Source organism: Pseudomonas sp. H26/SER47-MNA-CIBAN-0231 (assembly GCF_040310465.1).
In the GTDB taxonomy this organism is placed as follows: Bacteria; Pseudomonadota; Gammaproteobacteria; order Pseudomonadales; family Pseudomonadaceae; genus Aquipseudomonas; species Aquipseudomonas atacamensis.
The window spans coordinates 40,356-64,260 of the sequence record NZ_JBEOPW010000011.1 but is presented as its reverse complement, the minus strand read 5'-3'; the positions used below and the strand labels follow the sequence as shown (position 1 = coordinate 64,260).

Annotated in this window: 22 protein-coding genes and 1 pseudogene; 10 read left to right on the top strand and 13 right to left on the bottom strand. The window is 60.9% G+C overall.

What is annotated here, in order from left to right:
* Positions 1 to 271 precede the first annotated feature (271 nt).
* Together AAEZ10_RS17550 and AAEZ10_RS17545 are read left to right on the top strand one after the other, a co-directional pair.
* Positions 272 to 1,246 (top strand): 2-hydroxyacid dehydrogenase, encoded by a 975-nt coding sequence (locus tag AAEZ10_RS17550; RefSeq protein ID WP_323167539.1) that lies wholly within the window; start codon positions 272 to 274, stop codon positions 1,244 to 1,246.
* A 140-nt stretch (positions 1,247 to 1,386) separates the two neighbouring features.
* Entirely contained in the window at positions 1,387 to 1,896 is a 510-nt protein-coding gene (locus tag AAEZ10_RS17545) for a DUF2165 domain-containing protein (protein ID WP_110646394.1), read from the top strand.
* Positions 1,897 to 1,914: 18 nt separating this feature from the next.
* On the opposite strand, the gene AAEZ10_RS17540 is transcribed toward AAEZ10_RS17545, so the two are convergent.
* Positions 1,915 to 2,817, bottom strand: a complete 903-nt coding sequence (locus AAEZ10_RS17540) for an EamA family transporter (protein ID WP_122751906.1) — start codon at positions 2,815 to 2,817, stop codon at positions 1,915 to 1,917.
* A 140-nt stretch (positions 2,818 to 2,957) separates the two neighbouring features.
* Here AAEZ10_RS17540 and AAEZ10_RS17535 point away from each other — a divergent pair, with 140 nt between their 5' ends.
* Entirely contained in the window at positions 2,958 to 3,833 is an 876-nt protein-coding gene (locus tag AAEZ10_RS17535) for a helix-turn-helix domain-containing protein (RefSeq protein WP_071174437.1), read from the top strand.
* 336 nt (positions 3,834 to 4,169) lie between these two features.
* On the opposite strand, the gene AAEZ10_RS17530 is transcribed toward AAEZ10_RS17535, so the two are convergent.
* From AAEZ10_RS17530 to AAEZ10_RS17505, 6 genes are all read right to left on the bottom strand, one after another.
* Entirely contained in the window at positions 4,170 to 6,599 is a 2,430-nt protein-coding gene (locus AAEZ10_RS17530; protein ID WP_350570271.1) for a TonB-dependent siderophore receptor, read from the bottom strand.
* A gap of 212 nt (positions 6,600 to 6,811) precedes the next feature.
* Positions 6,812 to 7,801, bottom strand: a complete 990-nt coding sequence (locus tag AAEZ10_RS17525) for a FecR family protein (protein WP_350570269.1) — start codon at positions 7,799 to 7,801, stop codon at positions 6,812 to 6,814.
* Positions 7,798 to 8,364, bottom strand: a complete 567-nt coding sequence (locus AAEZ10_RS17520; protein WP_016771621.1) for an RNA polymerase sigma factor — start codon at positions 8,362 to 8,364, stop codon at positions 7,798 to 7,800. The genes AAEZ10_RS17525 and AAEZ10_RS17520 overlap by 4 nt, the downstream gene beginning before the upstream one ends.
* A 1-nt stretch (position 8,365) precedes the next feature.
* A complete protein-coding gene (locus tag AAEZ10_RS17515; protein WP_110646390.1) occupies positions 8,366 to 8,692 on the bottom strand; it encodes a DUF3325 domain-containing protein in 327 nt (108 codons plus the stop codon).
* Positions 8,692 to 10,275 carry a PepSY-associated TM helix domain-containing protein gene (locus tag AAEZ10_RS17510; protein ID WP_350570266.1) on the bottom strand — a complete coding sequence of 528 codons (1,584 nt, stop codon included), beginning with the start codon at positions 10,273 to 10,275 and terminating at the stop codon, positions 8,692 to 8,694. Before AAEZ10_RS17510 ends, AAEZ10_RS17515 begins: the two co-directional genes overlap by 1 nt.
* Complete coding sequence (locus AAEZ10_RS17505) at positions 10,272 to 10,577, bottom strand: DUF3649 domain-containing protein (protein WP_041479671.1); 306 nt, start codon at positions 10,575 to 10,577, stop codon at positions 10,272 to 10,274. The genes AAEZ10_RS17510 and AAEZ10_RS17505 overlap by 4 nt, the downstream gene beginning before the upstream one ends.
* Positions 10,578 to 10,722: 145 nt before the next feature.
* Here AAEZ10_RS17505 and AAEZ10_RS17500 point away from each other — a divergent pair, with 145 nt between their 5' ends.
* From AAEZ10_RS17500 to fecA, 3 genes are all read left to right on the top strand, one after another.
* Positions 10,723 to 11,253 (top strand): sigma-70 family RNA polymerase sigma factor, encoded by a 531-nt coding sequence (locus AAEZ10_RS17500; RefSeq protein ID WP_350570264.1) that lies wholly within the window; start codon positions 10,723 to 10,725, stop codon positions 11,251 to 11,253.
* On the top strand, positions 11,250 to 12,182 hold the full coding sequence (locus AAEZ10_RS17495; protein ID WP_350570262.1) for a DUF4880 domain-containing protein: 933 nt from the start codon (positions 11,250 to 11,252) through the stop codon (positions 12,180 to 12,182). The genes AAEZ10_RS17500 and AAEZ10_RS17495 overlap by 4 nt, the downstream gene beginning before the upstream one ends.
* 89 nt (positions 12,183 to 12,271) lie before the next feature.
* Complete coding sequence (fecA, locus tag AAEZ10_RS17490; protein ID WP_350570260.1) at positions 12,272 to 14,605, top strand: TonB-dependent Fe(3+) dicitrate receptor FecA; 2,334 nt, start codon at positions 12,272 to 12,274, stop codon at positions 14,603 to 14,605.
* Positions 14,606 to 14,881: 276 nt separating this feature from the next.
* Here fecA and AAEZ10_RS17485 read toward each other — a convergent pair whose 3' ends face one another.
* The gene (locus tag AAEZ10_RS17485; RefSeq protein ID WP_016771629.1) at positions 14,882 to 15,289 is read right to left on the bottom strand and encodes an HPF/RaiA family ribosome-associated protein; all 408 of its coding nucleotides are present in this window, start codon (positions 15,287 to 15,289) and stop codon (positions 14,882 to 14,884) included.
* A gap of 200 nt (positions 15,290 to 15,489) precedes the next feature.
* Entirely contained in the window at positions 15,490 to 16,437 is a 948-nt protein-coding gene (locus AAEZ10_RS17480; RefSeq protein ID WP_016771630.1) for a LysR substrate-binding domain-containing protein, read from the bottom strand.
* 135 nt (positions 16,438 to 16,572) lie between these two features.
* Between AAEZ10_RS17480 and AAEZ10_RS17475 the strand changes: the two genes are divergently transcribed.
* Positions 16,573 to 17,949, top strand: coding sequence for an L-serine ammonia-lyase (locus tag AAEZ10_RS17475; RefSeq protein WP_071174428.1), 1,377 nt, complete (start codon positions 16,573 to 16,575; stop codon positions 17,947 to 17,949).
* A gap of 263 nt (positions 17,950 to 18,212) precedes the next feature.
* Positions 18,213 to 18,530: a DUF3509 domain-containing protein gene (locus AAEZ10_RS17470; RefSeq protein WP_016771632.1), complete on the top strand. Its 318-nt coding sequence runs from the start codon at positions 18,213 to 18,215 to the stop codon at positions 18,528 to 18,530.
* Here AAEZ10_RS17470 and AAEZ10_RS17465 read toward each other — a convergent pair.
* On the bottom strand, positions 18,527 to 19,027 hold the full coding sequence (locus tag AAEZ10_RS17465; RefSeq protein WP_039759287.1) for a phosphate-starvation-inducible protein PsiE: 501 nt from the start codon (positions 19,025 to 19,027) through the stop codon (positions 18,527 to 18,529). The two genes, AAEZ10_RS17470 and AAEZ10_RS17465, sit on opposite strands and share 4 nt — an antisense overlap.
* 336 nt (positions 19,028 to 19,363) lie before the next feature.
* Between AAEZ10_RS17465 and AAEZ10_RS17460 the strand changes: the two are divergent.
* Positions 19,364 to 19,618 (top strand): annotated as a pseudogene (locus tag AAEZ10_RS17460) (YebG family protein); the annotation flags it as partial.
* A gap of 169 nt (positions 19,619 to 19,787) precedes the next feature.
* Here AAEZ10_RS17460 and AAEZ10_RS17455 read toward each other — a convergent pair.
* A complete protein-coding gene (locus AAEZ10_RS17455; RefSeq protein WP_016771635.1) occupies positions 19,788 to 20,807 on the bottom strand; it encodes a Glu/Leu/Phe/Val dehydrogenase family protein in 1,020 nt (339 codons plus the stop codon).
* 184 nt (positions 20,808 to 20,991) lie between these two features.
* On the opposite strand from AAEZ10_RS17455, the gene AAEZ10_RS17450 reads away from it, so the two are divergent.
* On the top strand, positions 20,992 to 21,795 hold the full coding sequence (locus AAEZ10_RS17450) for a SirB1 family protein (protein WP_024011653.1): 804 nt from the start codon (positions 20,992 to 20,994) through the stop codon (positions 21,793 to 21,795).
* A 152-nt stretch (positions 21,796 to 21,947) separates the two neighbouring features.
* Here the strand turns inward: AAEZ10_RS17450 and maiA are convergent, their stop codons facing one another.
* Entirely contained in the window at positions 21,948 to 22,586 is a 639-nt protein-coding gene (maiA, locus tag AAEZ10_RS17445) for a maleylacetoacetate isomerase (RefSeq protein ID WP_350570256.1), read from the bottom strand.
* Positions 22,587 to 22,598: 12 nt separating this feature from the next.
* Complete coding sequence (gene fahA / locus AAEZ10_RS17440) at positions 22,599 to 23,903, bottom strand: fumarylacetoacetase (protein ID WP_350570254.1); 1,305 nt, start codon at positions 23,901 to 23,903, stop codon at positions 22,599 to 22,601.
* Positions 23,904 to 23,905 lie beyond the last annotated feature (2 nt).

The window sequence follows — 23,905 nt, the reverse complement described above, 5'->3', positions numbered from 1 at the left end:
CAAACCGGAGCCGCTGCGCCCGGATCAGTCCCGGAGCGAAGGGACCCGAGCCTGCGAGGGCCGAACGTAGGAGCTAGCGTTTTTTGCTTACTTTTTTAGGCGCTTGTAAAAAAGTAAGTCGCCGTCAGGCGAAACCGCCAGCCGCCGCACCGAAACCTTCGGATATTCACACCAGACAAACCAAGGCATGGTCGGCCCAGAGGCCGCCAAGACAACCCGAGCGAGAAAATGTTAGCGTGCTTGCAATCAAGCCCCGACGAGCCCAAGCCCAATGAAAAAAACAGTCCTGGCCTTCAGCCGCATCACCCCGCCCATGATCGAACGCCTGCAAGAACAATTCGACGTCATCGTCCCCAACCCCAAGACCGGTGACATCAACGCCCAGTTCAACGAAGCCCTGCCCCACGCCCACGGCCTCATCGGCGTCGGCCGCAAACTCGGCCGCGCACAACTGGAAACCGCGACAAAACTCGAAGTGGTTTCGAGCGTCTCGGTCGGCTACGACAACTACGAACTCGACTACTTCAACGAACGCGGGATCATGCTCACCAACACTCCCGACGTGCTCACCGAAAGCACCGCCGACCTCGCCTTCGCCCTGATCATGAGCAGCGCCCGCCGCGTCGCCGAACTCGACGCCTGGACCAAGGCCGGCCAATGGCAAGCCAGCGTCGGCGCCCCGCTGTTCGGCACTGATGTGCACGGCAAGACCCTCGGCATCGTCGGCATGGGCAACATTGGCGCCGCCGTCGCCCGCCGTGGTCGCTTCGGCTTCAACATGCCGATCATCTACAGCGGCAACAGCCGCAAGACCGAACTGGAACAAGAACTCGGCGCACAGTTCCGCAGCCTCGATGAGCTGCTGGCTGAAGCCGATTTCGTTTGCCTGGTGGTGCCACTGAGCGACAAGACCCGCCACCTGATCAGCCATCGGGAGCTGGCGCTGATGAAGCCGGGTGCGATCCTGGTCAACATCTCGCGCGGCCCGGTGGTCGACGAACCGGCACTGATCGAAGCCCTGCAAAACAACCGCATCCGTGGCGCCGGGCTGGACGTCTATGAAAAAGAACCGCTGGCCGAATCGCCGCTGTTCCAATTGAAGAACGCCGTGACCCTGCCGCACATCGGCTCGGCCACCACCGAGACCCGCGAAGCCATGGCCAATCGCGCCCTGGCCAACCTGCGCAGCGCCCTCCTCGGCGAACGGCCGCAGGATCTGGTCAACCCGCAAGTCTGGCGCGGCTGAAAAAAAAGGCCAGCGCAACATTGCGCTGGCCCTCACCTTACATAACTTGCAACCGAACAAGAACGCCAGACCCAGTAACTGCCATATAAGCTCTCGCAACTTATCAACTCATTGATTATTTGCGATGGAGAGCTGATCCCGTGAACACCCTGACCACCGACAAACTCATTCGTTACAGCAAAGTCATCTTGATGGCATATATAAGTTTCTTTGGCTTGCTGGTGATGATTCATAACTTCACTGACTACGAGTCCAACTACACTTACGTTGCACATATCCTGAGCATGGACACCACCAACGCCAGTGAAAACATCATGTACCGGGCGATCGATTCGCCGATGATCCATCACCGGATCTACTGGTTCATCATCACTATGGAAGTCACCTATACCGTGCTTTGCCTGATCGGTACTTACCAGTTGTATCGCTACATCGATGCATCGCCAGCGGCATTCCATGAAGCCAAGAGGTTTTCAATCATGGGCATATTGGTCGCCATCTTCATCTACTACGTATGCCTGCAAACGGTCGGCGTCGAGTGGTTCGACATGGACACTTCGCAATCCTGGAATGCCAAGGACTGGGCGCGACATATTGTCGACTTCATCTTCCCGGTAATGATCTACATCACTTTGAAAGTTGAGCGCTGAGTATCAGCGCTCGCTTTATCAAGCCAACTTCCCTTGACCCGCAGACAACAGCACTTTCGGTTTACGAAACACCAGCACGTTGCCCAGCATCACCAACACCAGCCCGACCAGCGCCGGTGCGGTCCATTGATAACCTTCGGCAAACGCCGACACGTTCAGGGCCACCACCGGGAACAGCACCGTGCAGTAAGCCGCCCGCTCCGGGCCCATGCGCCCGACCAGCGTCAGGTACGCAGTGAAGCCGATCACCGAGCCGGGAATCACTAGATACAACAGTGCCCCGACGTAACGCGGCGACCAATCCATGTCGAAGGGTATGCCCTTGATCAGACACCACACCGTCAGCATCGCCGCGCCGTAAGCCATGCCCCAGGCGTTGGTGGTCAGCGGTCGCAATCCCGCTTTCTGTTGCAGACTCGAGAGCATATTGCCGGCGGAAAAACACAAGGTGCCGCATAACGCCAATCCAAGGCCGAGCAGGGTTTGCGGACTAGCCTGATGCCCGGCCAGTTCTGGCCAGAACAACAGCCCCAGACCCGACAGCCCCAGCGCACCGCCCATCAACACATTGCGCGCAATGCGCTGGCCGAAAAACACCCGCGCATTCAGCGCGTTCCACAACGTTGCCGTAGAAAACACCACCGCCACCAGACCGCTGGGTATCCACTGGCTGGCCGTCAGAAAGCACATGAAGTTCACACAGAACAGACAGAGCCCTTGCGCCACACAGATCAAGTGGCCCCGGCGGTTCATCGGTTGCAGGCGTCGACTGAGCAGCAACAACGCAAACAGCACCAACGCGGCGAGGCCGAAGCGATAGACAATCGACACCGGGATTTCGACCACGCCCAATTGCCATTTCAAGGCAATCCAGGTGGTGCCCCAGATCAGCACGGTCAGCAGGTACAACGACAGGTTCATGGCAAACACTCCTTAAACAGGCCTTGAGTGTCTGCCTCGGGCAGCCTTCGACGCTTGCACAATCTTGCGCTTTTGTCTGGCGGCAGGCTGGCAGGGCGGCGTCTACGGAGTAGGATGCAAGGCGTTGGAGAGAACCGAACATGGCCGCGATCGATACCCTGCAAGTCTTTCAAGCCCTCAACCGCTCGCCGAATGCACGCCTTGTGCACAGCGCCGAGCTCGGTGACGGCATGTCTGCGGCCTTGTGGACCAACCACCACGATGCCCAGGAATACGAAGCGCCAAGTCATCACACGCTGTCGTGCTACGTCGCCGGCGGCACCGGCACATTCCGTCGTGGCCAGCCGGGCCGCAAAGGCGGGCCGGACAAGCTGTGCATCCTGCCGGCCGATCATGAATCGGGCTGGGTGATCAATGGCGATATCCGTCTGGCGCACCTGTATTTCAGCGCCGAACAATTCGCCCTCGGTTGCGTCACGTTGCTCGATCGCGAACCGCGCGAGATGCAATTACGCGAGCAGACTTTTCTCGAAGATCCGCAGCAGGCGCAGCGCTTCCGGCAATTGCTGAATCTGAACTGGCAAGAGCCGGCCGAGCGCTTGCTGACCAGCAGCCTCGCCCACGAATTGATCAGCCACACGCTGCTCAGCCAGGTGGGTGCGCGTCAGGGCTTGCGCCTCAAGGGCGGGCTGGCACCGCATCAGCGCCGACAACTGGTGGAGTTCATCGACAACCAGTTGGCTGAGCCGATCAGCCTCGGGCAACTGGCCGGGCTGTGTGCGCTGTCGGAATATCACTTTGCGCGGATGTTTCGCCTGAGCTTCGGCCTGCCGCCACATCAATATGTGCTGGCGCGGCGCTTGAGCCGGGCGCGGGAATTGCTGCGCGGCACGGCGCTGCCGCTGGGCGAGATCGCGCTGGCGTGCGGGTTTGCCAGTGCCAGCCATTTTACTAATCGGTTCAGGCAGGTTTTGGGCGGGACGCCGGGCGAGTATCGGCAGGCGTTTTTGCGGTAACCCCATTCCCCTCACCCCAGCCCTCTCCCAGAGGGAGAGGGGGCCGACCGAGGTGTCTCGCACTGTACGTCGACCTGAAACACCGAATCGATTATAGATTCAAAGCAACACGTTCAAGTCGGTGTACCTCTGGAATATCCCACGGTCAGTCCCCTCTCCCTCCGGGAGAGGGAGAGGGGGCCGACCGAGGTGTCTTGCGGTGTACATCGACCTGAAAAATCGCATCGATTATGGATTCCAAGCATTACTTTCAGGTCGGTGTATCTCTCGAATATCCCACGGTCAGTCCCCTCTCCCTCCGGGAGAGGGCTAGGGTGAGGGGCTTTTGATCTTGCCTCAAAACTCCAGAGTGCTGGAAAGCGAAACCTGCCGCGAATCCCCCATCGACACAAAGAAGCGGCTCGCCGACGAGGTGTAATAGGTGCGATCAAACAGGTTCTTCACGTTCAACTGAAACTTGACCTTCTGCCCGTCAACCGTGGTGTCGTAAGTGGCAAACGCATCCGCCACGGTGTAGCTCGGCAGATCGAAATCATTCACCGCGTTGCCGGCACGCTCACCGACGTACCGCGCGCCCGCCCCGACACGCAACTGATCGCCGCCAAACACATTGCCGAAGTCATACACCGCCGACAGCGAGCCGGAATTCTTCGCTACGTTTTGCAGGCGCTTGCCTTTGTATTCCGGGTCTTCGGTGACTTCGGCATCGGTGTAGGCATAGCTGCCGATCAGGTTCCAGTGCTCGCTGAGCTGCCCGCTCAGGTCAACTTCCAACCCGCGTGAACGCACCTCGCCTGCCGCACTGTAAATCGTTGTCGGGCCTTCGGAATTGGCCACCAGTACGTTGCGTTTCTTGATGTCGAACAACGCGATATTGCCGGTGATGCTGCCCGGCATATCCAGCCGCGCACCCAGCTCCCACGACTTGGCTTCCTCCGGCGCGATGCTACCGTCGAGCACGGTACTGCTGCCGCTCAGCGGGGCGATGGTCGAGTTGGGTTTGAACGATTCGGTGTAGCTGCCGTAGAACGACAGCCCGTCGGTGTAGCGATACACAAGCCCTGCGCGCGGCACCCACTTCTGCCCGTTGCTGTCGGTATTGGCCTTGAACGGCACGCCTTTGCCGGCGTACTGGTCGTACTCCTGAAAACGTCCGCCGGCGACCAGAATCCACTGCTCGTTGAGGTGAATCGAATCCTGCAGGAACAGCGAATCGCTGCGCAGCTTATCGGTCTGCGCACTGTCGGGCGCACTCACCGTAGTGCCCATCACTTCGCGGCCATACACAGGGTTGAGATAGCTGAACGTGGTCAGGCTTTTCTGCCGGATCAGATCCTCGCGGTAGATCTTGCGGTATTCATCATCAACACCGAACACCAGATCATGCTGCATGCCCAGTACATTCACCTTGCCTTCGAGGCTGGCGGTGGTGAAACGGTCGGTGCTGATCGCGTTTTGCGTGCCGTCCATGCTGCGTGTCAGTGTGCCTTTGTTGGTGTCGATCGCCGTCACGCGGACTTGGCTGGCGTCATAGGTTTCACGGTTCCAGCTGTAGCCGAAGTGAGCTTTCCAGTCGTCGTTGAGTTCGTGGTCGGCTTCGAAATGGTAGAGATCCGAACGCCCTTCCATGTCGTTGAACGGCTCATCGAGACGCTGTTTGCGCGAGATATCCAGCGGATGGTTGGTGCGCGGATCGATCAAGGTGCCACGGTCGAACGGGGTGAGAAATTCGCGGTGCTCGTAGGCGAACAACAGCTTGGTGCGCTCGCCGTACCAGGCCAGCGACGGTGCGATCAGCGTCTCGCGATGGGTGCCGAAGTTGCGCCAGTAATCTTCGTCTTCATGATCGACGACCATGCGATAGGCGAAGCCGGAATCGCCCAGCGCGCCGGTGCTGTCGAAGGCGCCGCCGCTGCCGTTCTTGCCGTCACCGTAGCTCGAACCGCGTACGGTCACGGCGTTGTACTGGGTCAGTTCCGGCTTCTTGCTGACCAGATTGACCACACCACCCGGATCCTGAATCCCGTAGAGCAACGAGGCCGGGCCCTTGAGCACTTCGACGCGATCCACGGTCGCGTTCATGCCACGGCCCTGCACCAGCGGCATGCCGTCGCGCATGATCGAGCCGTTGCGGTTGTCGCCGAAGCCGCGAGTCATCACCGAATCCTGCGTACTGCCCAAGGTGTTGCCCTGCGTGATGCCGCTGACATTGGCCAGCGCGTCGTCGAGATTGCGCGGCGCCTGATCGCGAATGACCTGCGCCGGGATGACATTGACCGTCTGTGGAATTTCTTGCAGCGACGCCGATGAGCGCATCACCGAACTGGTTTCCGGCGGCTGATAACTCATCGATTCGTCGCGCGTGGACGTGATGGTGGTGGCGCCGAGATTGAGCGCGCCTGCGGTCGGCATCGGCTCAAGCGCCAGGGTATGACTGTCGGTGCGGCGGAAGCTCAGGCCGGAGTTGCCGAGCAGGCGTTGCAGGGCCTGTTCGGCGCTCATCTGGCCGTTGACTGCCGGAGCATTGAGGCCGTACGGCGCTTCGTCGGTATAAACCACGCTCTGCCCGGTCACACGGCTGAAGTCGCTCAGGGCCTGCGGCAACGGTTTGGCGGCGAGGGCAAAATTGAATTGCTGTTGCGCCTGATTGCTCACCGCTTCTGCCGCCAGCGCGATACTCATCGGCAGCAATGCCAACGCGGAAAAACTCAGCGCTGACATGCCCAACCACTGTTTGACCGAACCGGATTTTGCCCTGGACTTCATTGCTCAATGACCTGTGTAGAACCGCAACGGATGCGAATGGCTCGCAGTTTCAGTCACTACACGGATGGGGCTCGGGGTTACCTCACCTTTAATTTGAAAATATTTTTCGGGGAATTTGTTGCCTGGGCTGACGCCTTCGCGGGCAGGCCCGCTCCCACCTTTGGAATGCGTTCCCTGTGGGAGCGAGCCTGCTCGCGAAGAGGCCGGCAGCCTCAGCGCAGAATAATCAGCTGCCCCAACACCCGATGCTGCTCAAACCCCAACACCCCCTGCAACGAATTGAGCACCGCCTGCGGGTCCTTGCTCGGAAAGCTGCCGCTGACCTTGCGCGCCGCCAGCTCATCGTTGAGCAGCACAATCCGCCCCGGGTAATAGCGGCGCAGATCCTCGACGACTTCGGCCAGCGTGGTCTTGTAGTAAGTCAGCCAACCCTGACGCCAGGCCAATTGCGCTTCACTGTCCACGGCATGCAGTTTTTCCGCAGTGCCGTCGGCATAAGCAACTTGCTGACCAGCAGTGAGAATCTGTTGTTGACCGTGCTCGTCCGCCGTCACCGCGACACGTCCGGACAACACCGTCACTTGCGCGCCGTGGAGTTGCCGGCGCACTTCGAACTGCGTGCCCAGCACCCGCGCCTCGCCCTGCTCCGCCGCCACCACAAACGGATCGCCGGTGTGAGTGACGCTGAAGAAAGCGGCGCCTCTGATCAATTTCACGCGGCGCTGACCATGGCTGAAATCCACAGCAATCGCGCTGTCGGCATCCAGCGTCACTTGCGATTCATCGGCCAAGATCACCGTGCGAATTTCGCCAGGCGTGGAGACATGATCGGCGCGCAAGTCGTCGAGCCAGCGCTGCGCCTGCCACCCCGTGCCGAGGCTGATCATCAACAGCAGACACGCCGCCAGCGCCAGCGCGCCCGACCAACGCAAAATCGGCAAGCGACGCGGGGCGTCCATCGCCTGCAGATAACCTTGCAGCGCGAGCGCATCTTCATCGGCCAACGTGCGCGCCGGGCCCTCACTGAGTTCCCAGATCACCTGCGCCTGCGCATACGCTTGGGCATGGGCGGGATCGGCGCGCAGCCATTGGCTGAAGGTGAGTTGATCGCCAGTGCTAGGGCGGTCGTGCAACAGGCTCAGCCAGGCCAGCGCGGCCTGCTCCTGGGCCGGCGTCGGTGTGATCGGATCAGATGGCTTCACGGTGCTTTCCCTGGCAGGCGTGGCGCGGGGTCGCGCAGGCTGGCCTTGCAGGCCTCGAGGGCGCGCATCATATGTTTTTCCACGGCACTTTGGGACAGGCCCATGGCCTTGGCGATCTCGGCGTACTTGCGCCCGTGAATGCGATTGAGCAGAAAGATCTGCCGCGTGCGTTCGGGCAAGGCGCGCAACGCCGCCTCGACATGGCGCAAATCATTGCCGGCCTCCAGCGCAGCCTGGGGTTCGCTGCCATGGCTGTCGGGTTCGTCCGGCTGCCAGCCTTCGTTGACCCGCGTGCGCGTGCCTTCACTGCGCAAATGATCGATGGCGATGTTGCCGGCGCAGCGCAGCAGATAAGTGCTGAGCTCTTCGACCTGGACCAGCGGCCGCCGCCAGAAGCGCAAAAACAGATCCTGGACCAGATCCGCCGCCGTCGCCCGACAACCGACGCGCCGATTCACCAGCGCCTCCATTTGCGCACGCTGGGACAGAAACACCTGGAGAAAATGCGCACGCGCGCCACGCGCTTCATCGTCACGCGATTCCGGTGGCAGACCGATCAGCACTTCAGCACTGCGCCCAGGCGGCGACCGGGCTCGCCAACAGGCTCAACCCGGCCAGGGCCATGGCCAGCCGCGGGCGATACGGCAGCAACAGCACCAATGCCAAAGCGCTGAGCATCAGCACCGCGAACCAGTCGACCAGACCGAAACTCCAGCCGCCGGCCGCCACCGCCGCCCACAGCGAAAGCGCCAGCAACAGCCATCCCGCCAACGCCAGACCCTGACGGCGGCGCGTCGACGGTCTGGCGCCGAGCAATTCGGCGTGATGACGTGGCATCGACAGGCACAACGCGGTGAAGCCGGCATAGGTGAGCAACAGGACCAGCAGCATCAGTTGGCCCCCTGTTCGACTGTGATCGAGCGAGGCGAAGGACTTGCGTTGCGAACGCTGACGGAGTCGCCCGTACGCTGCATCTTGCGCGCAGCCCAGCCGAGAAAAAGCCCCGTCGCCAGACACGTCAGATCAAATCCGGCCAGTGCCCAGTCGCGCTGCATCAGGCTGGCGCCAAGATTCCACGGTGTGGTCAGCGCATTGATCAGCGGCACCGCGATAAACAGCGCGGCGCCGAGCGTCAGCTGTTCGATCCACGCCTTGCGCCCCGGACGCAATACCGCATGCAACAGGCTAAGCCCCCAGGCAATAAAAAACGCATTCACTTCCCAATCGGCCCGCCCCGCCAGACTCACCGGCAGCAGTCGATTGGCCAGAAAGAACACCGCCACCGCCGATACCAGGCCGGCCATGCTGGCGATATTCAGCACCTCGACCAGGCGCAACTCGAAGGGCAGCGCCGCGCTTTTCACGTGCTTGAGCTGCCGCTTGCCGAGCCAGATCACCAGCCCGGTGCCGATCATCGCCGTGCCAGCCAATCCGCAAATGAAATACAGCCAGCGCAACAGCGGCCCGGCGAAATGGCCCATGTGCAAACCGTAGAACGCGCCACCCACGGCCATCGCTACGGGTTGATCGGGTGTACTGCTCAGAAGCTGCCCGGTGACGCCGTTGAAGGTGACCGCCCGGCCGAAATCATGCACCACCCGATCGCCCGCGCGGGACAGCACCACCGTGGCGCTGGCATCGCCCGGATTGCTCACCGACAGGCGCGCGGTGTGGCCGCCCGACCACTGCTCGCTGGCCTTGGCCAGTAGCGGCGCCATGGCGGTCAGCGGTGCGGCGACATCGGCGCGCTCGGGCGTCTTCGAGGCGGGAAAGACTTCGTCGTAGAACTTGCGCACGTCGCTGCCGTAAGAGGCAACGATGCTGGCCGGCATTACCATCGACATGAAAATCACCAGGCTGCTGTAAGTGATCATCAAGTGAAACGGCAGCACCAGCACGCCCACGGCGTTATGCCCGTCGAGCCAGGAACGCTGGCCCTTGCGCGGGCGGAAGGTGAAGAAGTCCTTGAAGATTTTCTTGTGGGTGATGATCCCGCTGATCAACGCAACGAACATCACCATCGCGGCGAGAGTCGCCAGCCAGCGCCCCCATGGATAAGGCATCTGCAACTGGAAGTGAAAGCGGTAAAAGAACTCGCCGCCCATGCTTTCGCGGCCCTGCACCTCGGCCCCGGTCTGAGCGTCGAGGGTTCGGGATTCGAAGCGGCCGCGCTCGCCGGGTTTGCCCGGCGCCTGTTGCCAGCGCACGGTCAGACCGGGGTCGCGGGCATCGGGCAAATCGATCAGCCAGCGCGAGGCGCCGGCGGCGTGTTGTTGCAGATAATCTTGCGCCAGCGCCAGGCTCGCTTCGCTATCAAGCGAATGTGCAGCGATTTCCGGCTGCATCCAGTGGCTGATTTCATCTTTGAAATAAGCGAGCGTGCCGGTGAGAAAAATCGCGAACAGCAACCAGCCGAACACCAGCCCGGCCCAGGTGTGCAGCCAGGCCATCGCCTGCCGGAAGCCCTCTTTCATGCCAGCCCCAGACCGCGCGCGGCACCGGAAACGGTGGCGAGAATCACGCTCGGCACCAACAGGCCGACCCACGCCGACCACGCGCTGCGGCAGGCAAAACACCAGAGCACCGCGACCAGATAGACCAGAAAGGACACGGTCATGCCAGTGACCACCGCTTCGGCGCGGTTCAGCGGCAGCCACAACGTCAGGGTGACACTGGCCAGCGCCGCGACCAGATAGCCGCCGAAAATCGCCGCCAGCACTCGCGAAGTGACGGCCAGACGATAGGACATGGGAAGGGTGGCGAGTTTGCCTTTCATGTTTCGACCCTGAAACGGAAACGTTCGGCCGACAAGCCGAATCTACAGGCGAGCAATATTAATGATAAATATTCTCATACGCAAAAGCATCTGATTGCCGGACACTGTCGCCAGCCTCTACAATGCGAACCGTTCTTGTTCTCTAATGCACGTTCTCTACGCAAGTTTTGCGTCCGGAGTGATTTCGTTGCCGCCCGCCCATCCCGTCGAATCGCTCTACCACGCTCATCACAGCTGGCTCACCGGCTGGTTGCGGCGCAAGCTCGGCTGCCCCCACAGCGCGGCGGATCTGGCTCAGGACACGTTCATCAAGGTGCTGACCGCTCGCGAGCCACCGGTGATCATCGAACCGCGCGCCTTTCTCACCACTTTGGCAAAGCGCGTGCTGTTCAATCATTACCGGCGCCAGGATGTGGAACGCGCCTACCTCGAGACACTGGCGCAGATGCCTGAGATGGTCGCGCCGTCGGAAGAGCACAAAGCGATCATCCTGCAGACACTGGTCGAACTCGATGAACTGCTCGACGGCTTGCCGCGCCAGATCAAACGCGCTTTCCTGCTCGCTCAGGTCGATGGTCTGACTTATCCACAGATCGCCGCAGAACTGGGTATTTCGGTGGCCACGGTCAAACGCCATTTGAACAAAGCGGCCATGCGCTGCTATTTCGCTTTATGAATCATGTGCCGGAATTTTCCGCTCAGGTCGCCGAACAGGCGGTGCACTGGTTGCTGGAAATGCAGCAGGGCACCCTCACCCCGCGCCAGCAACAGGCCTGGCAACAATGGCTGGATGCACACAGCGAACACCGCCGGGCGTGGGAACACATGCAACGGGTCAATCAGCGTTTGCGCGGCGTTTCGTCGCCGTTGGCCCACGCCGCGTTGAACGGACCGAAGTCTGGCAGCCGTCGTCAGGCGCTGAAAATGTTGCTGATTCTCGGTGCCGGCTCAGCGGCGACCTGGGGCATGCGCGAGCACACGCCGTTGCCGTCGCTGCTCGCCGATTACCGCACGCCGGTCGGCCAGCGGCGCGAGATCGGCCTGGGCGGTGCCGATTCGTTACAGCTCAATACCGCCAGCTCGGTTGATGTTGATGGTGCGCAGCGGCTGATTGGTCTGCTCGAGGGCGAAATGCTGTTGAGCGCTGCAAATCCGTTCGAGATACGCACGGCACACGGCGTGCTGAAAAGCCAAGGTGCGCGCCTCAATGTGCGGCAGTTTGTTGAGCGCACGCAGATCGCCCTGTTCGAAGGACGAGTCGAACTCGTCGCCAACCAGCGCGCGCCCCTGCTGCTGCCGGTCGCGCGGCAGTTGAGTTTTACTGCCAGCTCCGTCAGCGCGGCCAAACCACTGGACGCCAACAGCGGTGCGTGGACTGACGGCATGCTGGTCGCCGCTCATATGCGCCTCGGTGATTTCCTCGAAGAGCTTGGCCGCTACCGGCGCGGGCAGCTGCGGTGCGACAGCCAGGTTGCCGATCTGCTGATTTCCGGGACGTATCCACTGGATGACAGCGAGCGGATTCTCGACCTGCTGCAGATCAGTCTGCCGGTCAGAGTGAAGCGCTTTACCCGTTATTGGGTGAGCGTCGAAGCGCGGGTGTAAAAAAAACGCCAAAACCATGAGCCGTTTTTCAGATCTGGCGTGACAGAGAAGGAAAGCCCCCTTGATTCCACCTTCTCAGGATCATCCACATGCAGTCCACCCGCCTCACGCCACTGGCCCGCAGCCTGCGCAATCTTCTGCTCGGCGCCAGCCTGAGTTTCACCGCCCTGCCCGCCGCGTTGGGTGCCGAAGCCAAGGTTTATCACATCGCCCCGGCGTCGCTGGAAACCGCGCTGAACCAGTTTGGCCGTGAAGCCGGCGTGCTGATTTCCTTCGGCTCGCAAGTCACCAGCGGTGTGCAGAGCCGGGGTCTGGAGGGCAATTACACGACGCAACAAGGCCTCGATGCCCTGCTCGAAGGCACCGGCCTGCAAGCCCGCGCCGAAGGCGACAATGCCTTCAGCCTGCAACCGCTGGCTGACGCGGCGCTGGAGCTGGGCACCTCGACCGTAGTCGGCGACTGGCTCGGCGATGCGGCGCAGATCAATGTCTTCGAACACCCCGGGGCGCGTGATGTGATCCGCCGCGAAGAATTCGAACGCCAGGGCGCGACCCAGGCCCGCGATGTGCTCAACCGCATCCCCGGTGTGAATGCGCCGGAGAACAACGGCACCGGCAGCCACGACATGGCGCTGAACTTCGGCATTCGTGGTCTGAATCCACGCCTGGCCGCGCGCTCGACAGTATTGATGGATGGCATCCCGGTGCCGTTCGCGCCGTATGGTCAGCCGCAGTTGTCGTTCGCGCCGATCAGCATGGGCAACATGGATGCGGTGGACGTGGTGCGCGGCGGCGGCGCGGTGCGTTATGGCCCGCAGAACGTCGGCGGCGTGGTCAACTTCGTGACCCGGGCGATTCCCGACGAGCCAACGGTCAAGGGTGGGTTCCAGACTGAAACCAGCCCATCGTCGAGCCACGACGGCTTCAAGACCAGCGCCAATCTGCTGGCCGGCGGTACCAACGCCAACGGCCTCGGTGGTGCGCTGTTGTACTCCGGCACCCGTGGCGGTGACTGGCGCGAACACAGCGATACCGAGATCGACGACCTGATCCTCAAGGGCAAATATCAGCTCGACGAGGCCAACAGCTTCAACGCCATGGCCCAGTATTACGAAGGCAAGGCCGACATGCCCGGCGGTCTCAACGTCGCCGATTACGATGCCGATCCGTATCAATCGACGCGGCCGAAAGACCAGTTCTGGGGGCGCCGCACGATGTTCAACTTCGGCTATCGCTATCAGGAAGATCGCCGCGAATTCACCGCCAACACCTTCTTCACCAAAACCCTGCGCAGCGGTTATCTGGATCAGGGCACATTCCTTTCGCTGTCGCCCCGCGAGTATTGGGTACGTGGCCTGGAAACCCGTTTCGCCCAAGGCTTCGACCTGGGTCCGAGCAGCCATGAAGTCGGCGTCGGCTACCGCTACATCAACGAGGCCGGCCACGAACTGCGTTATCGCACGCCGATCAGCGCCAACGAATACCCGACCACCAGCAGCCGCAACGACCGCGACACTCGCGGTGGTACCGAGGCCAACGCGTTCTTCGTCGATGATCGCATCGACATCGGCAAATGGACCATCACTCCGGGCGTGCGCTACGAGATGATCGAGTCGCAACAGACCAACAACCTGACCAACGTCAAATACAAGGGCGACTACAACACCGCGCTGCCGGCGCTGAACGTGCTTTATCACCTCACCGACAGCTGGAACCTGTATGCAAACACCGAAGGCTCGTTCGGCAGCGTGCAATACAGCCAGATGCCCAACCGCGTGAGCAGCGGCGAAGTGAAACCGGAAAAGGCCCGCACCTGGGAACTCGGCACGCGCTACGACAACGGTGCCCTGCGCGCGGAGATCGGCGCATTCCTGATCAACTTCGACAACCAGTACGAAAGCAACCAGACCAACGACTCGGTGATCGCTCGCGGCGAAACCCGCCATCAGGGCATCGAGACCAGCGTCAATTACGCGCTGGATGACTTGAGCCCGGCGCTGGCCGGTTTCGATGTCTACGCCAGTTATGCCTATGTCGACGCCACCATCCGCGAGGACGGGCCGAACAAAGGCAACCGCGTGCCGTTTTCCTCCAAGCACAAAGGCACGATTGGCGTCGGTTATACCGAAGGGCCATGGAAGCTGAATCTGGACAGCAGCTTCCAGAGCGACCAGTTCGCCGACAATGCCAACACTTCGAAGGAAAGCGCCGATGGCAGCACCGGCAAGATCCCCGGCTACATGCTGTTCAGCAGCCGCGCCGGGTATGACTTCGGACCGCAACTGTCGGATTTGAATGTGGCGGTGGGGGTGAAGAACATCTTCAACACGCAGTACTTCACACGCTCGTTCGATGACAACAACAAGGGCAAGTATGTGGGTGAGCCGCGGACAGTTTATGTGCAGACGTCGGTGGCGTTCTGATCCCAACCCATGGAGATCAAAAGCCCCTCACCCTAACCCTCTCCCAGAGGGAGAGGGGACTGACCGAGGTGTATTTACGATTTACGCTCGCCTGCAATATCGAGCCGAACGCTGGACCTGAAAACAACCGGAATCGGCTCCCTCTCCCTCGGGAGAGGGCTGGGGTGAGGGGCTACGATCTCCAACCCTGCCGCGAAACAACCAACACCTCGAACAAAAAAAACGGGCCTGCATCAGCAGGCCCGTTCTCCTTCGGTGACTTGTGAAATCAGCGCATCAACTGTTGATCGCTGCCTGTTCGTTCTCGTCAAATTCTTCCGCCAACAGCTTGTCGTTGGCCTTGCCGGTAAATGGCACTACAGCGGCGCGTGGTTTACCTCGCAGTTTGCCGAACAGATGATCCAGTTTGTGCTCGAGTTTCTCGGCGGCACCGTCGATCGCCTGCTCCAGCGAATCGGCTTTGTGGGTCACGGAAATCGGTTGGTGGCCTTTTGGCCGCGCTTCCAGTTGGCAGCGCAAGTCATGGGGACCTGGTTTCTCGCCGTTCTCGTCGCTCAGGTGGACTTCGACACGGGTCAGGTCTTCTTCATAACGGTCGAGCGTGCTCTCAATAGTTGTACGTACCCACTCCTCCAGTCGCTTACTGCTTTGAATATGGTTATCGCTGTTGACTTGGATTTGCATAGTTCATCCCTTATTTCAGCTAGCTCGCTGGAGGCCTTGAAGTGAATTTCCTGACCTCCTGGTTACAACAATCGGCCCGAGCGGCGAACATTTCAACCCCTGAAAAAAGAAAAATATTCATTCGCAAAAAAAGCCGGACAACCGAGCGAGGCGCTGTTAATGTCGGGAGTTGGGTCGACCCGCTCCGCAGAAAAATCTGCTCACATCTGCTGCTCATTCAGCGGGTGCAGACTGCGGAAAATTCCCGCCTCCTCCACCAGCCAGTCATGCACAGCGCGCACGCCCGGATGGCTCAACGCCCCCGGTGCATACAGCAGCACATAGCGTTTATGGTTGGGCACCGACAAGCCGAACGGCACGATCAACGTGCCGCGCTCCAGCTCATCGTTGAGCAACGTGCGCCGGGCAATCGCCACGCCCATGCCGGCAATCGCCGCTTCGATGGTCAGGTGATTGCGATTGAAGGTGTGGCCGCGTCGCACATCGGCGCCTTCGAAGCCGATCGCATTCAAATAGAACTCCCATTCCGCGTACTCGTAACTGCCACGCCAGGCGGTGATGTCGTGCAGCAACGGGAAATGCACCAGATCCGCCGGCCCGTGCAACGGCGGTCGCCCGCGGAGCAGGCTCGGCGCGCACACCGGGAAAATCTGCTCGTCGAGCAAGGCTGTGGATAACAATCCTGGGTAACTGCCATCGTTAAGGTCGATGGCCAGATCGAAATCGCCCTCATGCAATGGCACGCTGCTGTCCTCGGCCACCAGGCGCAACTGGATATCCGGAAAGCGTTGCTGCAAGCGCGGCAGGCGCGGAGTCAGCCACTTGCCGAGAAACGACGGGATCGAGCGCAACCGCAGAGTTCCGCTGATCATCCCCGCGTCCAGTCGGCGCAATTCCGCATCGATGCTGCCATAGGCTTCGTTGACGGTAATCGCCAGCCGCTGCCCCTGTGCACTCAACTCAACGCCACGCGCGCGCCGATGAAACAGGCGAAAGCCCAAGCGCTCTTCCAATTGGCGAATCTGCTGGCTGACCGCGCCCGGGGTGATGTGCAGCTCTTCGGCACAACGGGTGAACGACAGGTGCCGCGCGGCACAGGCAAACACCTGCAGCCAGACATAGGTCTGGGCATGCAATTGACGACTCATTGTTTAGTCCTGCTAAAGGCTGTCTTAGGAGGTTTCGTTGGTCACCTCGAACCGAGGCAGGCAGTATCGCCGACATTGCGCTTGTCCGACAAAAAATGGCAGCGATTCCTACTCCATTGCTTGTAAGGGTTTAGCATGGCTATCAGTGTTTTCGATCTATTCAAGGTGGGCATCGGCCCGTCCAGTTCCCATACCGTCGGTCCGATGCGTGCAGCGGCGACCTTTGCCCAGGCTCTGATCGATCAGCATCTGCTCAATGATGTGCGACGTGTGCAGATCCGCCTTTACGGTTCGCTCTCTGCCACCGGCGTCGGCCACGCCACTGACCGCGCAACGGTCATGGGCCTGATGGGCGAATGGCCGGACAGCATCGATCCTTCGACCATCGAGCCACGCATCCAGCAACTGCGCGAAACCGGGCAACTGTCCCTCGCCGGTCAACGTTCGATTGCCTTCGACTGGCAGAGCGATCTGCTGCTGCTCGACGAGAGCCTGCCCTACCACCCCAACGCCATGTCGCTGAGCGCCTTTGGCGAAAGCGCCGAGCTGTTCGCGCAAACCTATTACTCGGTCGGCGGCGGTTTCATCGTCGAAGCGGCTGAAGCCGAATCTGGCGTGGCGCCAACCAGCGACGTGGTGTTGCCCTACGATTTTTCCAGCGCCGCCGAACTGCTCGCCCTCTGCAAACAACATAATCTGCGTGTGTCCGAACTGATGATGGCCAACGAGCGCGCCTGGCGCAGCGACGCCGAAATCCGTCAGGGCCTGTTGCACATCTGGTCAGTGATGCGCGAGTGCGTCGAACAAGGTTTGCACCACGAAGGCATCCTGCCCGGCGGTCTGAAAGTACCGCGCCGCGCGGCGAAACTGCATCGCAGCCTGTTGGAAATCGGCAAACCGAATGTGATCAGCTCGACCCTGTCGGCGATGGAATGGGTCAACCTGTTCGCCCTCGCCGTCAACGAAGAAAACGCGGCCGGTGGGCGCATGGTCACCGCGCCGACCAATGGCGCCGCCGGGATCATTCCGGCGGTTCTGCACTACTACATGAAATTCAATCCGGATGCGTCTGACGATGATGTCGTCGCGTTCTTTCTCGGCGCAGCCGCTGTCGGCATTTTGTGCAAGAAAAACGCCTCCATCTCCGGCGCCGAAGTTGGCTGTCAGGGCGAAGTCGGTTCGGCTTGCGCAATGGCCGCCGCCGGCCTGGCCGATGTCCTCGGCGCGACACCGGAGCAACTGGAGAACGCTGCCGAAATCGGCCTGGAACACAACCTCGGTCTGACCTGCGATCCGGTCGGTGGCCTGGTGCAAGTGCCGTGCATCGAGCGCAATGCCATCGCGGCGGTGAAGGCGATCAACGCCACGCAGATGGCTCTGCGCGGCGACGGCAATCACTTTATTTCCCTCGACCGGGTGATTCGCACCATGCGCGACACCGGCGCCGACATGCACGACAAATACAAGGAAACCTCGCGGGGCGGGCTGGCGGTGAACTGGGTGGAGTGCTGATCGGCCTGACTGCACTGTCAGCGATCATCAGCTCATTCCTGCCCTGAAAACGCGCCACAAAAAACGGCGAGCCCCGAGGCTCGCCGTTTTTTTCGCCGTGTTTATTGTTCGACAATTTTTCCGGCATGCCCCTTGCTATATCACCCTTGAGGCAAACGGACATTGCAAACCTCAGCGAACGAGATGCCAGTGGTCTGGTGTTGCGAACCAAATCAGATCATGGCCGGTCAACAACTGCACGTTCAATCAGGCGGTGACGCATCATGGACAACCCATTTCAAATCATTACCGATGCTTTCGCGCCGGACTATCAGATCAATCTGAGCATTCAGGGCCTGGACGGCAGCATCATGCTGACCCTGTCCAACGCCGGCCGCATCGTGGCCAAGCGCATGATCAGTGCCGAACAGCGCAACGATCCCGAGCGTTTGAAGAGGCTGGTGCAAAGCATCCAGTTCGGCATCGCCATCGAACAGGGTCACAGCGCCATGTCGATTCTCGAAGCCATGACCAGCGGCGCCGGGCTGACCCCGCCACCGCCACGGGTCAAAGGCCAGCCCGGCCAGGCGGCGGGCCTTTAAAGCTCGCCCTTCTCCACTTCAGGATGTTCGCTGGAGCCCGTGCCGAGCTTGCGCTGCGGGTTCTCGATCTTCACCGAAGGAAATTGCGACGAAGCGTAACGCACCACCAGGATCGCAAACGCCAGCAGCAGAATGCCGCCGCACAGGTAGATGATGCCCATGTCCGGCGGGTTGTGGTGCGAGACGTTGGAGATCAGCAGGCGCGTCAGTGCAGTGATCGCCACGTAGATCAGGAAGCGCACCGGCATGTGGTTGGTCTTGAAATAAATCCCGACCATCGCGCCCAGTTCCAGATAGATGAACAGCAACAGAATGTCATCGATCTTGATGTGCCCGACTTCGAGCATCCCGAGAAACTCCATCACCGCCGCCCACGCCGTCACCGCACCGATAGCGAATAGCGCCAGGTAGTGAAAGGTTTCAACGAACAGGTTGCCCAGGGACTCGGCCAGTTGATGCACATTACGCCGCAGTTTCTCGGCCCAGTTTATTTTCACGATGAGTTTCCTTAGCCCGTTTCGGGCGGATGATGCGTATCGCACGTGACGGTTTTGCGCGCGCGCCTTGTTGCAACGGTTTTCATGCAGGTTCAGGGCCACGCATCATGGCGATCCGCCGCAAATCCCGCGCCGTGGCGTTTGGTCGCACCGCTGGAGTTTGTGTGGGAGCGAGCCTGCTCGCGAATAGCAGCCACCCCGTCCCCTGACAAACGCCAAATCCGGTCTACATTGAAAAGCCACTACCCATGGCGCAGGGATTCGCTTATCCTTTTCGCTGTATATGGATACAGTAGTCGTCAAGACAACTTAACGTGAAGGCATGTGAGGTGGTGAATGGCCGTCGAAGTGGTATACCGCAGCAGCCGAGATCTGGAGCGCTTGTTCATGGATAAAGCCGAAGCTGATCGTCATGACAAAATGCTCGAATTGGCCGAATATCTGGCCGATGTGCTGCAAAAAGCCGTTCCGTCCCTGACCGAACAGCAAGTGGAAGAAGCCGGGATCTACATGGCGAAGAATCGTGATGTGTTCGCCCGGGCATTCAAGAGCCAGCCCGATGCGCTGTCGGAGCTGATCAATGCGCCGGCCGAGCCTGTCGAAAAAGCTGAAGCGGCAGAACCTGACGAGGCGCCGGCGAAGCCCGCCAAAGCAGCGAAAGCGCCGAAGTAATCAGAAAGATCGTCCGATCGCGGCCCGAGCCTTCGGCAGCTCCTGCATTCCGAGTGCAGGAGCTGCCGAAGGCTGCGATCTTTTGCTTTCAGCGATACAAAACCTTTTCCGCCAACTCATCCGCCACCCGCGCCGGCGAACGTTTTTCCGCCTGAGCATGGGCAAAGACTTCGGTCAGCCGCGAACTGATCTTCGACAGATGCGCCGTAATCGTCGGCAACTCCTCGCCACGATGTTTAAGCGAAACGTAAATAAGCCCGCCGGCATTGATCACATAATCCGGCGCATAAAGAATTCCGCGCCGTTCCAGTTGATCCGCCACATCCAGATGGGAAAGTTGATTGTTCGCCGAACCGGCGACAGCGGAACAGCGCAGTTGCGACACCGAGTGACTGTTGAGCACACCGCCCAACCCACAAGGCGCGAGAATGTCGCACGGCGTGCTGAGCAATGCGTCGTTGGCGATCGGGTGAGCATTGAGCTGCTCCATCGCCAGTTGCACCTTGCCGTGGTCGATGTCACTGACCAGCAACTCGGCGCCGGCCGCGTGCAGTTGCTCGGCCAGTGCATAACCGACGTTGCCAAGCCCCTGAATCGCGATGCGCAAACCTTCGAGGTTGTCGCTGCCCAGACGCGCCATCGCCGTGGCGCGAATGCCGGTGAACACGCCCATGGCCGCGTGCGGTGCCGGATCGCCTGCCGAGGTGGTGCTGGTGACATGCCGGGTCTGCTGGGCAATGCAGTCCATGTCCGCCACTGAAGTGCCGCTGTCGATGGCGGTGATGTAGCGACCGTCGAGCTGCTCGATGCAGCGGCCGAAAGCCTCGAACAACGCGGCGCGATTCTCGACATGGGCCGGGCGCACGATCACCGCCACCCCGCCGCCCTGCGCAAGGCCGGCGAGCGCCGCTTTGTAGCTCATGTTTTGCGCCAGGCGAATGGCGTCCTCGACCGCAGATTCGTCGTTGGGATAGGCAAGGTAACGGCAGCCGCCCAGGGCTGGCCCCAGGCGACTGTCATGAATGGCAATGACCGCCTTCAACCCGGTGACCGGGTCCACGCTCAAGTGCAGCGATTCCAGGCGAGTGCTTTGCATGAGAGCGAACATCGACAGGCTCCCGAATCACTTCTTGTAGAACGCCAGTATAGGCTTGCCCCTGAAAATTGCTGGCGCGCACCAGCATGAGCCGCCGAGCGGACAATGTTGCGCCGCTATAACTCGCGCTCAACGCGCCCGGCACTGGACGAACAACCCGGACGGGGCTAAAACGAGGCATTGGAGGGAGATTTTGATGAGTGCGCGCCAACGCTTTTTCGAATGCCTGCATCGTTCACCGCCAGCCCTGCTGGAAGCTGCGCTGTGGATAAGTGCCGAGCACGACAAAACCCTCGAGCCCGAGGCATGGTTGCGCACCTTCAAGGATCTGCAACTACGCGTCAGCTATGGCTTGCCGATGCTGCCGGTCAGCGAACTGGCGCAACCGCTGTTGCGGCGCATGGTCGATCTCGGTTTCGCACAGGATGATTTCCTGCCGCTGCGCCCGCAGGCGGCGCTGCTGCACCGCGTGTTGCACACCCAGCGCGGTCAGCCGTTGGCATTGGCGTTGATCGCACTGGAACTGGCCCATGGCCTCGAGATTCCGTTGGTCGGGGTCAACTTTCCCGGGCATTTCCTGTTGCGGGTACCCGGCGCCGACCACTTGCTCGACCCTTGCGGCGGGCGACGCTTGTATCCCAACGACTGTCGCGAACTGTTGCAACGCCAATACGGGCCGAACATGCAGCTCAGCGCCGAGCATCTGCTGACGGCCACGCCAGTGCAGATGCTGCAGCGTCTGTCACGCAATCTGCGCCAATTGCATCTGACCCACGACGATCACATCGCCGCGCTTATCGACGCAGAACGAGTGCTCGAACTGGGTGATGCGAAGGCCTCTGATTACATGGCCCGGGCCAGTCTGTATCAACGGCTGGATTGCCCGAACGCTGAGCGCTTCGATCTGGAGCATGCGTTATTGCTCAGCGAAGACCCGATCCAGCGGCTGCGCCTGACCGAACGCCTCGGCCATCTGCCGCCCAACTCCGTCGTGCATTAACTACCTTCTGCGGGCTGCCCCCATCCTTGAGGCCCACACAAACCTGTGTTGATCGTTCCCACGCTCCGCGTGGGAATGCCGCCCCGGACGCTCTGCGTCCAATGTGACGCAGAGCGTCACGAGATGCATTCCAACGCAGAGCGTGGGAGCGATCATTTAGGGGTATCTGGTTGGTTGGCGGGATGGGCCTTGATGAACGCTGGATGTTCCAAAGCGAGCGCAGCAACGCGGCGGATTTTCGGGTAAGCCTCCAGCGAAACATTGAACCGTTCTGCGGCATACAACTGCGGAATCAGATACACATCTGCCAGGCACGGCCATTCGCCAAAACAGAAACCGCTGTCGCCGATCAACTGCTCCACTGTCGCCAGCCCTTGGCTGATCCAATGGCTGATCCACTCCACCACTTGCGCCTCATTCTGCCCCGCCTGGCGCAGGCGATTGAGCACGCTGACGTTGTGCAGCGGGTGCACGTCGCAGCCGATTACCGCCGCAACGCCGCGCACCTGCGCGCGCGCCAGCAGATCATCCGGCAGCAACGGCACCTGTGGATAACGCTCTTCCAGATACTCGATGATCGCCGGCGACTGAATCAGCAGCGCGCCGTCATCGGTGCGCAATGTCGGCACCCGGCCTTGGGGATTGAGCGCCAGATACGCCGGCTGCCGATGTTCACCGCCCGACGGTGCGATCAGGTTGACCGGCAGCGCCTGGAAATCGAGGCCCTTCAACGCCAGTGCGATTCGCACCCGGTACGATGAAGTGGAACGGTAATAGCCATAGAGATCCATAAGCCGCTCCTGTCAGCGTGCAGCGATCACGGTGCCGCGACATTCGCCGAAGCCGATCGAGGCAAAACCGTCGCGGGCGCAGCGAGCGCGCAGGATGATTTCGTCACCGTCCTCAAGGAACTTGCGCACTTCGCCGGAAGCCAGTTCGATCGGTTTCTTACCGCCCTCGGTAATCTCCAGCAGGCTGCCAAACTGGCCGTTTTCCGGGCCGGACAAAGTGCCCGAACCAAACAGGTCACCGGCCTGCAACTGGCAGCCGTTGACGCTGTGGTGCGCGACCATTTGCGCCACGGTCCAGTACATGTAGCGGGTGTTGCTCAGGGTCAGGCGATGGGCGGGCAGGTTCTGCTCGCGCATGGCTTCGGTGCGCAGCAGCACTTCCAGTTCGATGTCGAAGGCACCGCCGTCCTGATCACGCTTGTCGAGCAGATACGGCAGCGGCTGCGGATCGCCTTCAGGGCGCGCCGGCTGTGCCATGCGGAACGGCTCCAGTGCTTCGGCCATCACCACCCACGGCGAGACGCTGGTGATGAAACTCTTCGACAGGAATGGGCCGAGTGGCTGGTATTCCCAAGCCTGGATATCCCGCGCCGACCAGTCGTTGAGCAGGCAGAAACCGGCGATGTGCTCGGCAGCGTCACCGATGGCAATCGGCTCGCCCATCTCATTGCCCTGGCCGATCCAGATGCCCAGCTCCAGTTCGTAATCCAGACGTGCGCATGGGCCGAATACCGGTTCGGTCTGCCCCGCCGGCAGCGTCTGGCCTTTCGGCCGGCGCACGTCGGTGCCGGACGCTCGCACTGTGGAAGCGCGACCGTGGTAACCGATCGGCACGTGCTTGTAGTTCGGCAACAGCGGGTTATCCGGACGGAACAGTTTGCCGACATTCTGCGCATGCTCGATGCCGACGTAGAAGTCGGTGTAATCGCTGATTCGCGCCGGCAGGTGCATCTGGCAATCGGCAGCCAGTGGCAAGACTTTCGCGCCTTGAGCTTCGATGTTCCCGCGCAGCGTGCTGCCTTCACTGAACAGTTCGATCAGGCGTTCGCGCAGGGCCACCCGCGCCTCACGGCCAAGTTCAAAGAACGCGTTCAACTGCCCGCCGTGCATGGCTTCCACCGCACTGCGTGCGACGCCGTCGAACAGCCCGGCCTCAAGCGCCACCTGCAAATCGAAAATGTGCTCGCCGATCGCCACGCCCGCGCGCGGACTGCAATCGTTGAGACTGAACACGCCCAGCGGCAGATTCTGCAACGGGAAATCGCTATGACCATTGGCCGAAGCGACCCAACTGCGGGGGATGGAATTCTGTGTCATGG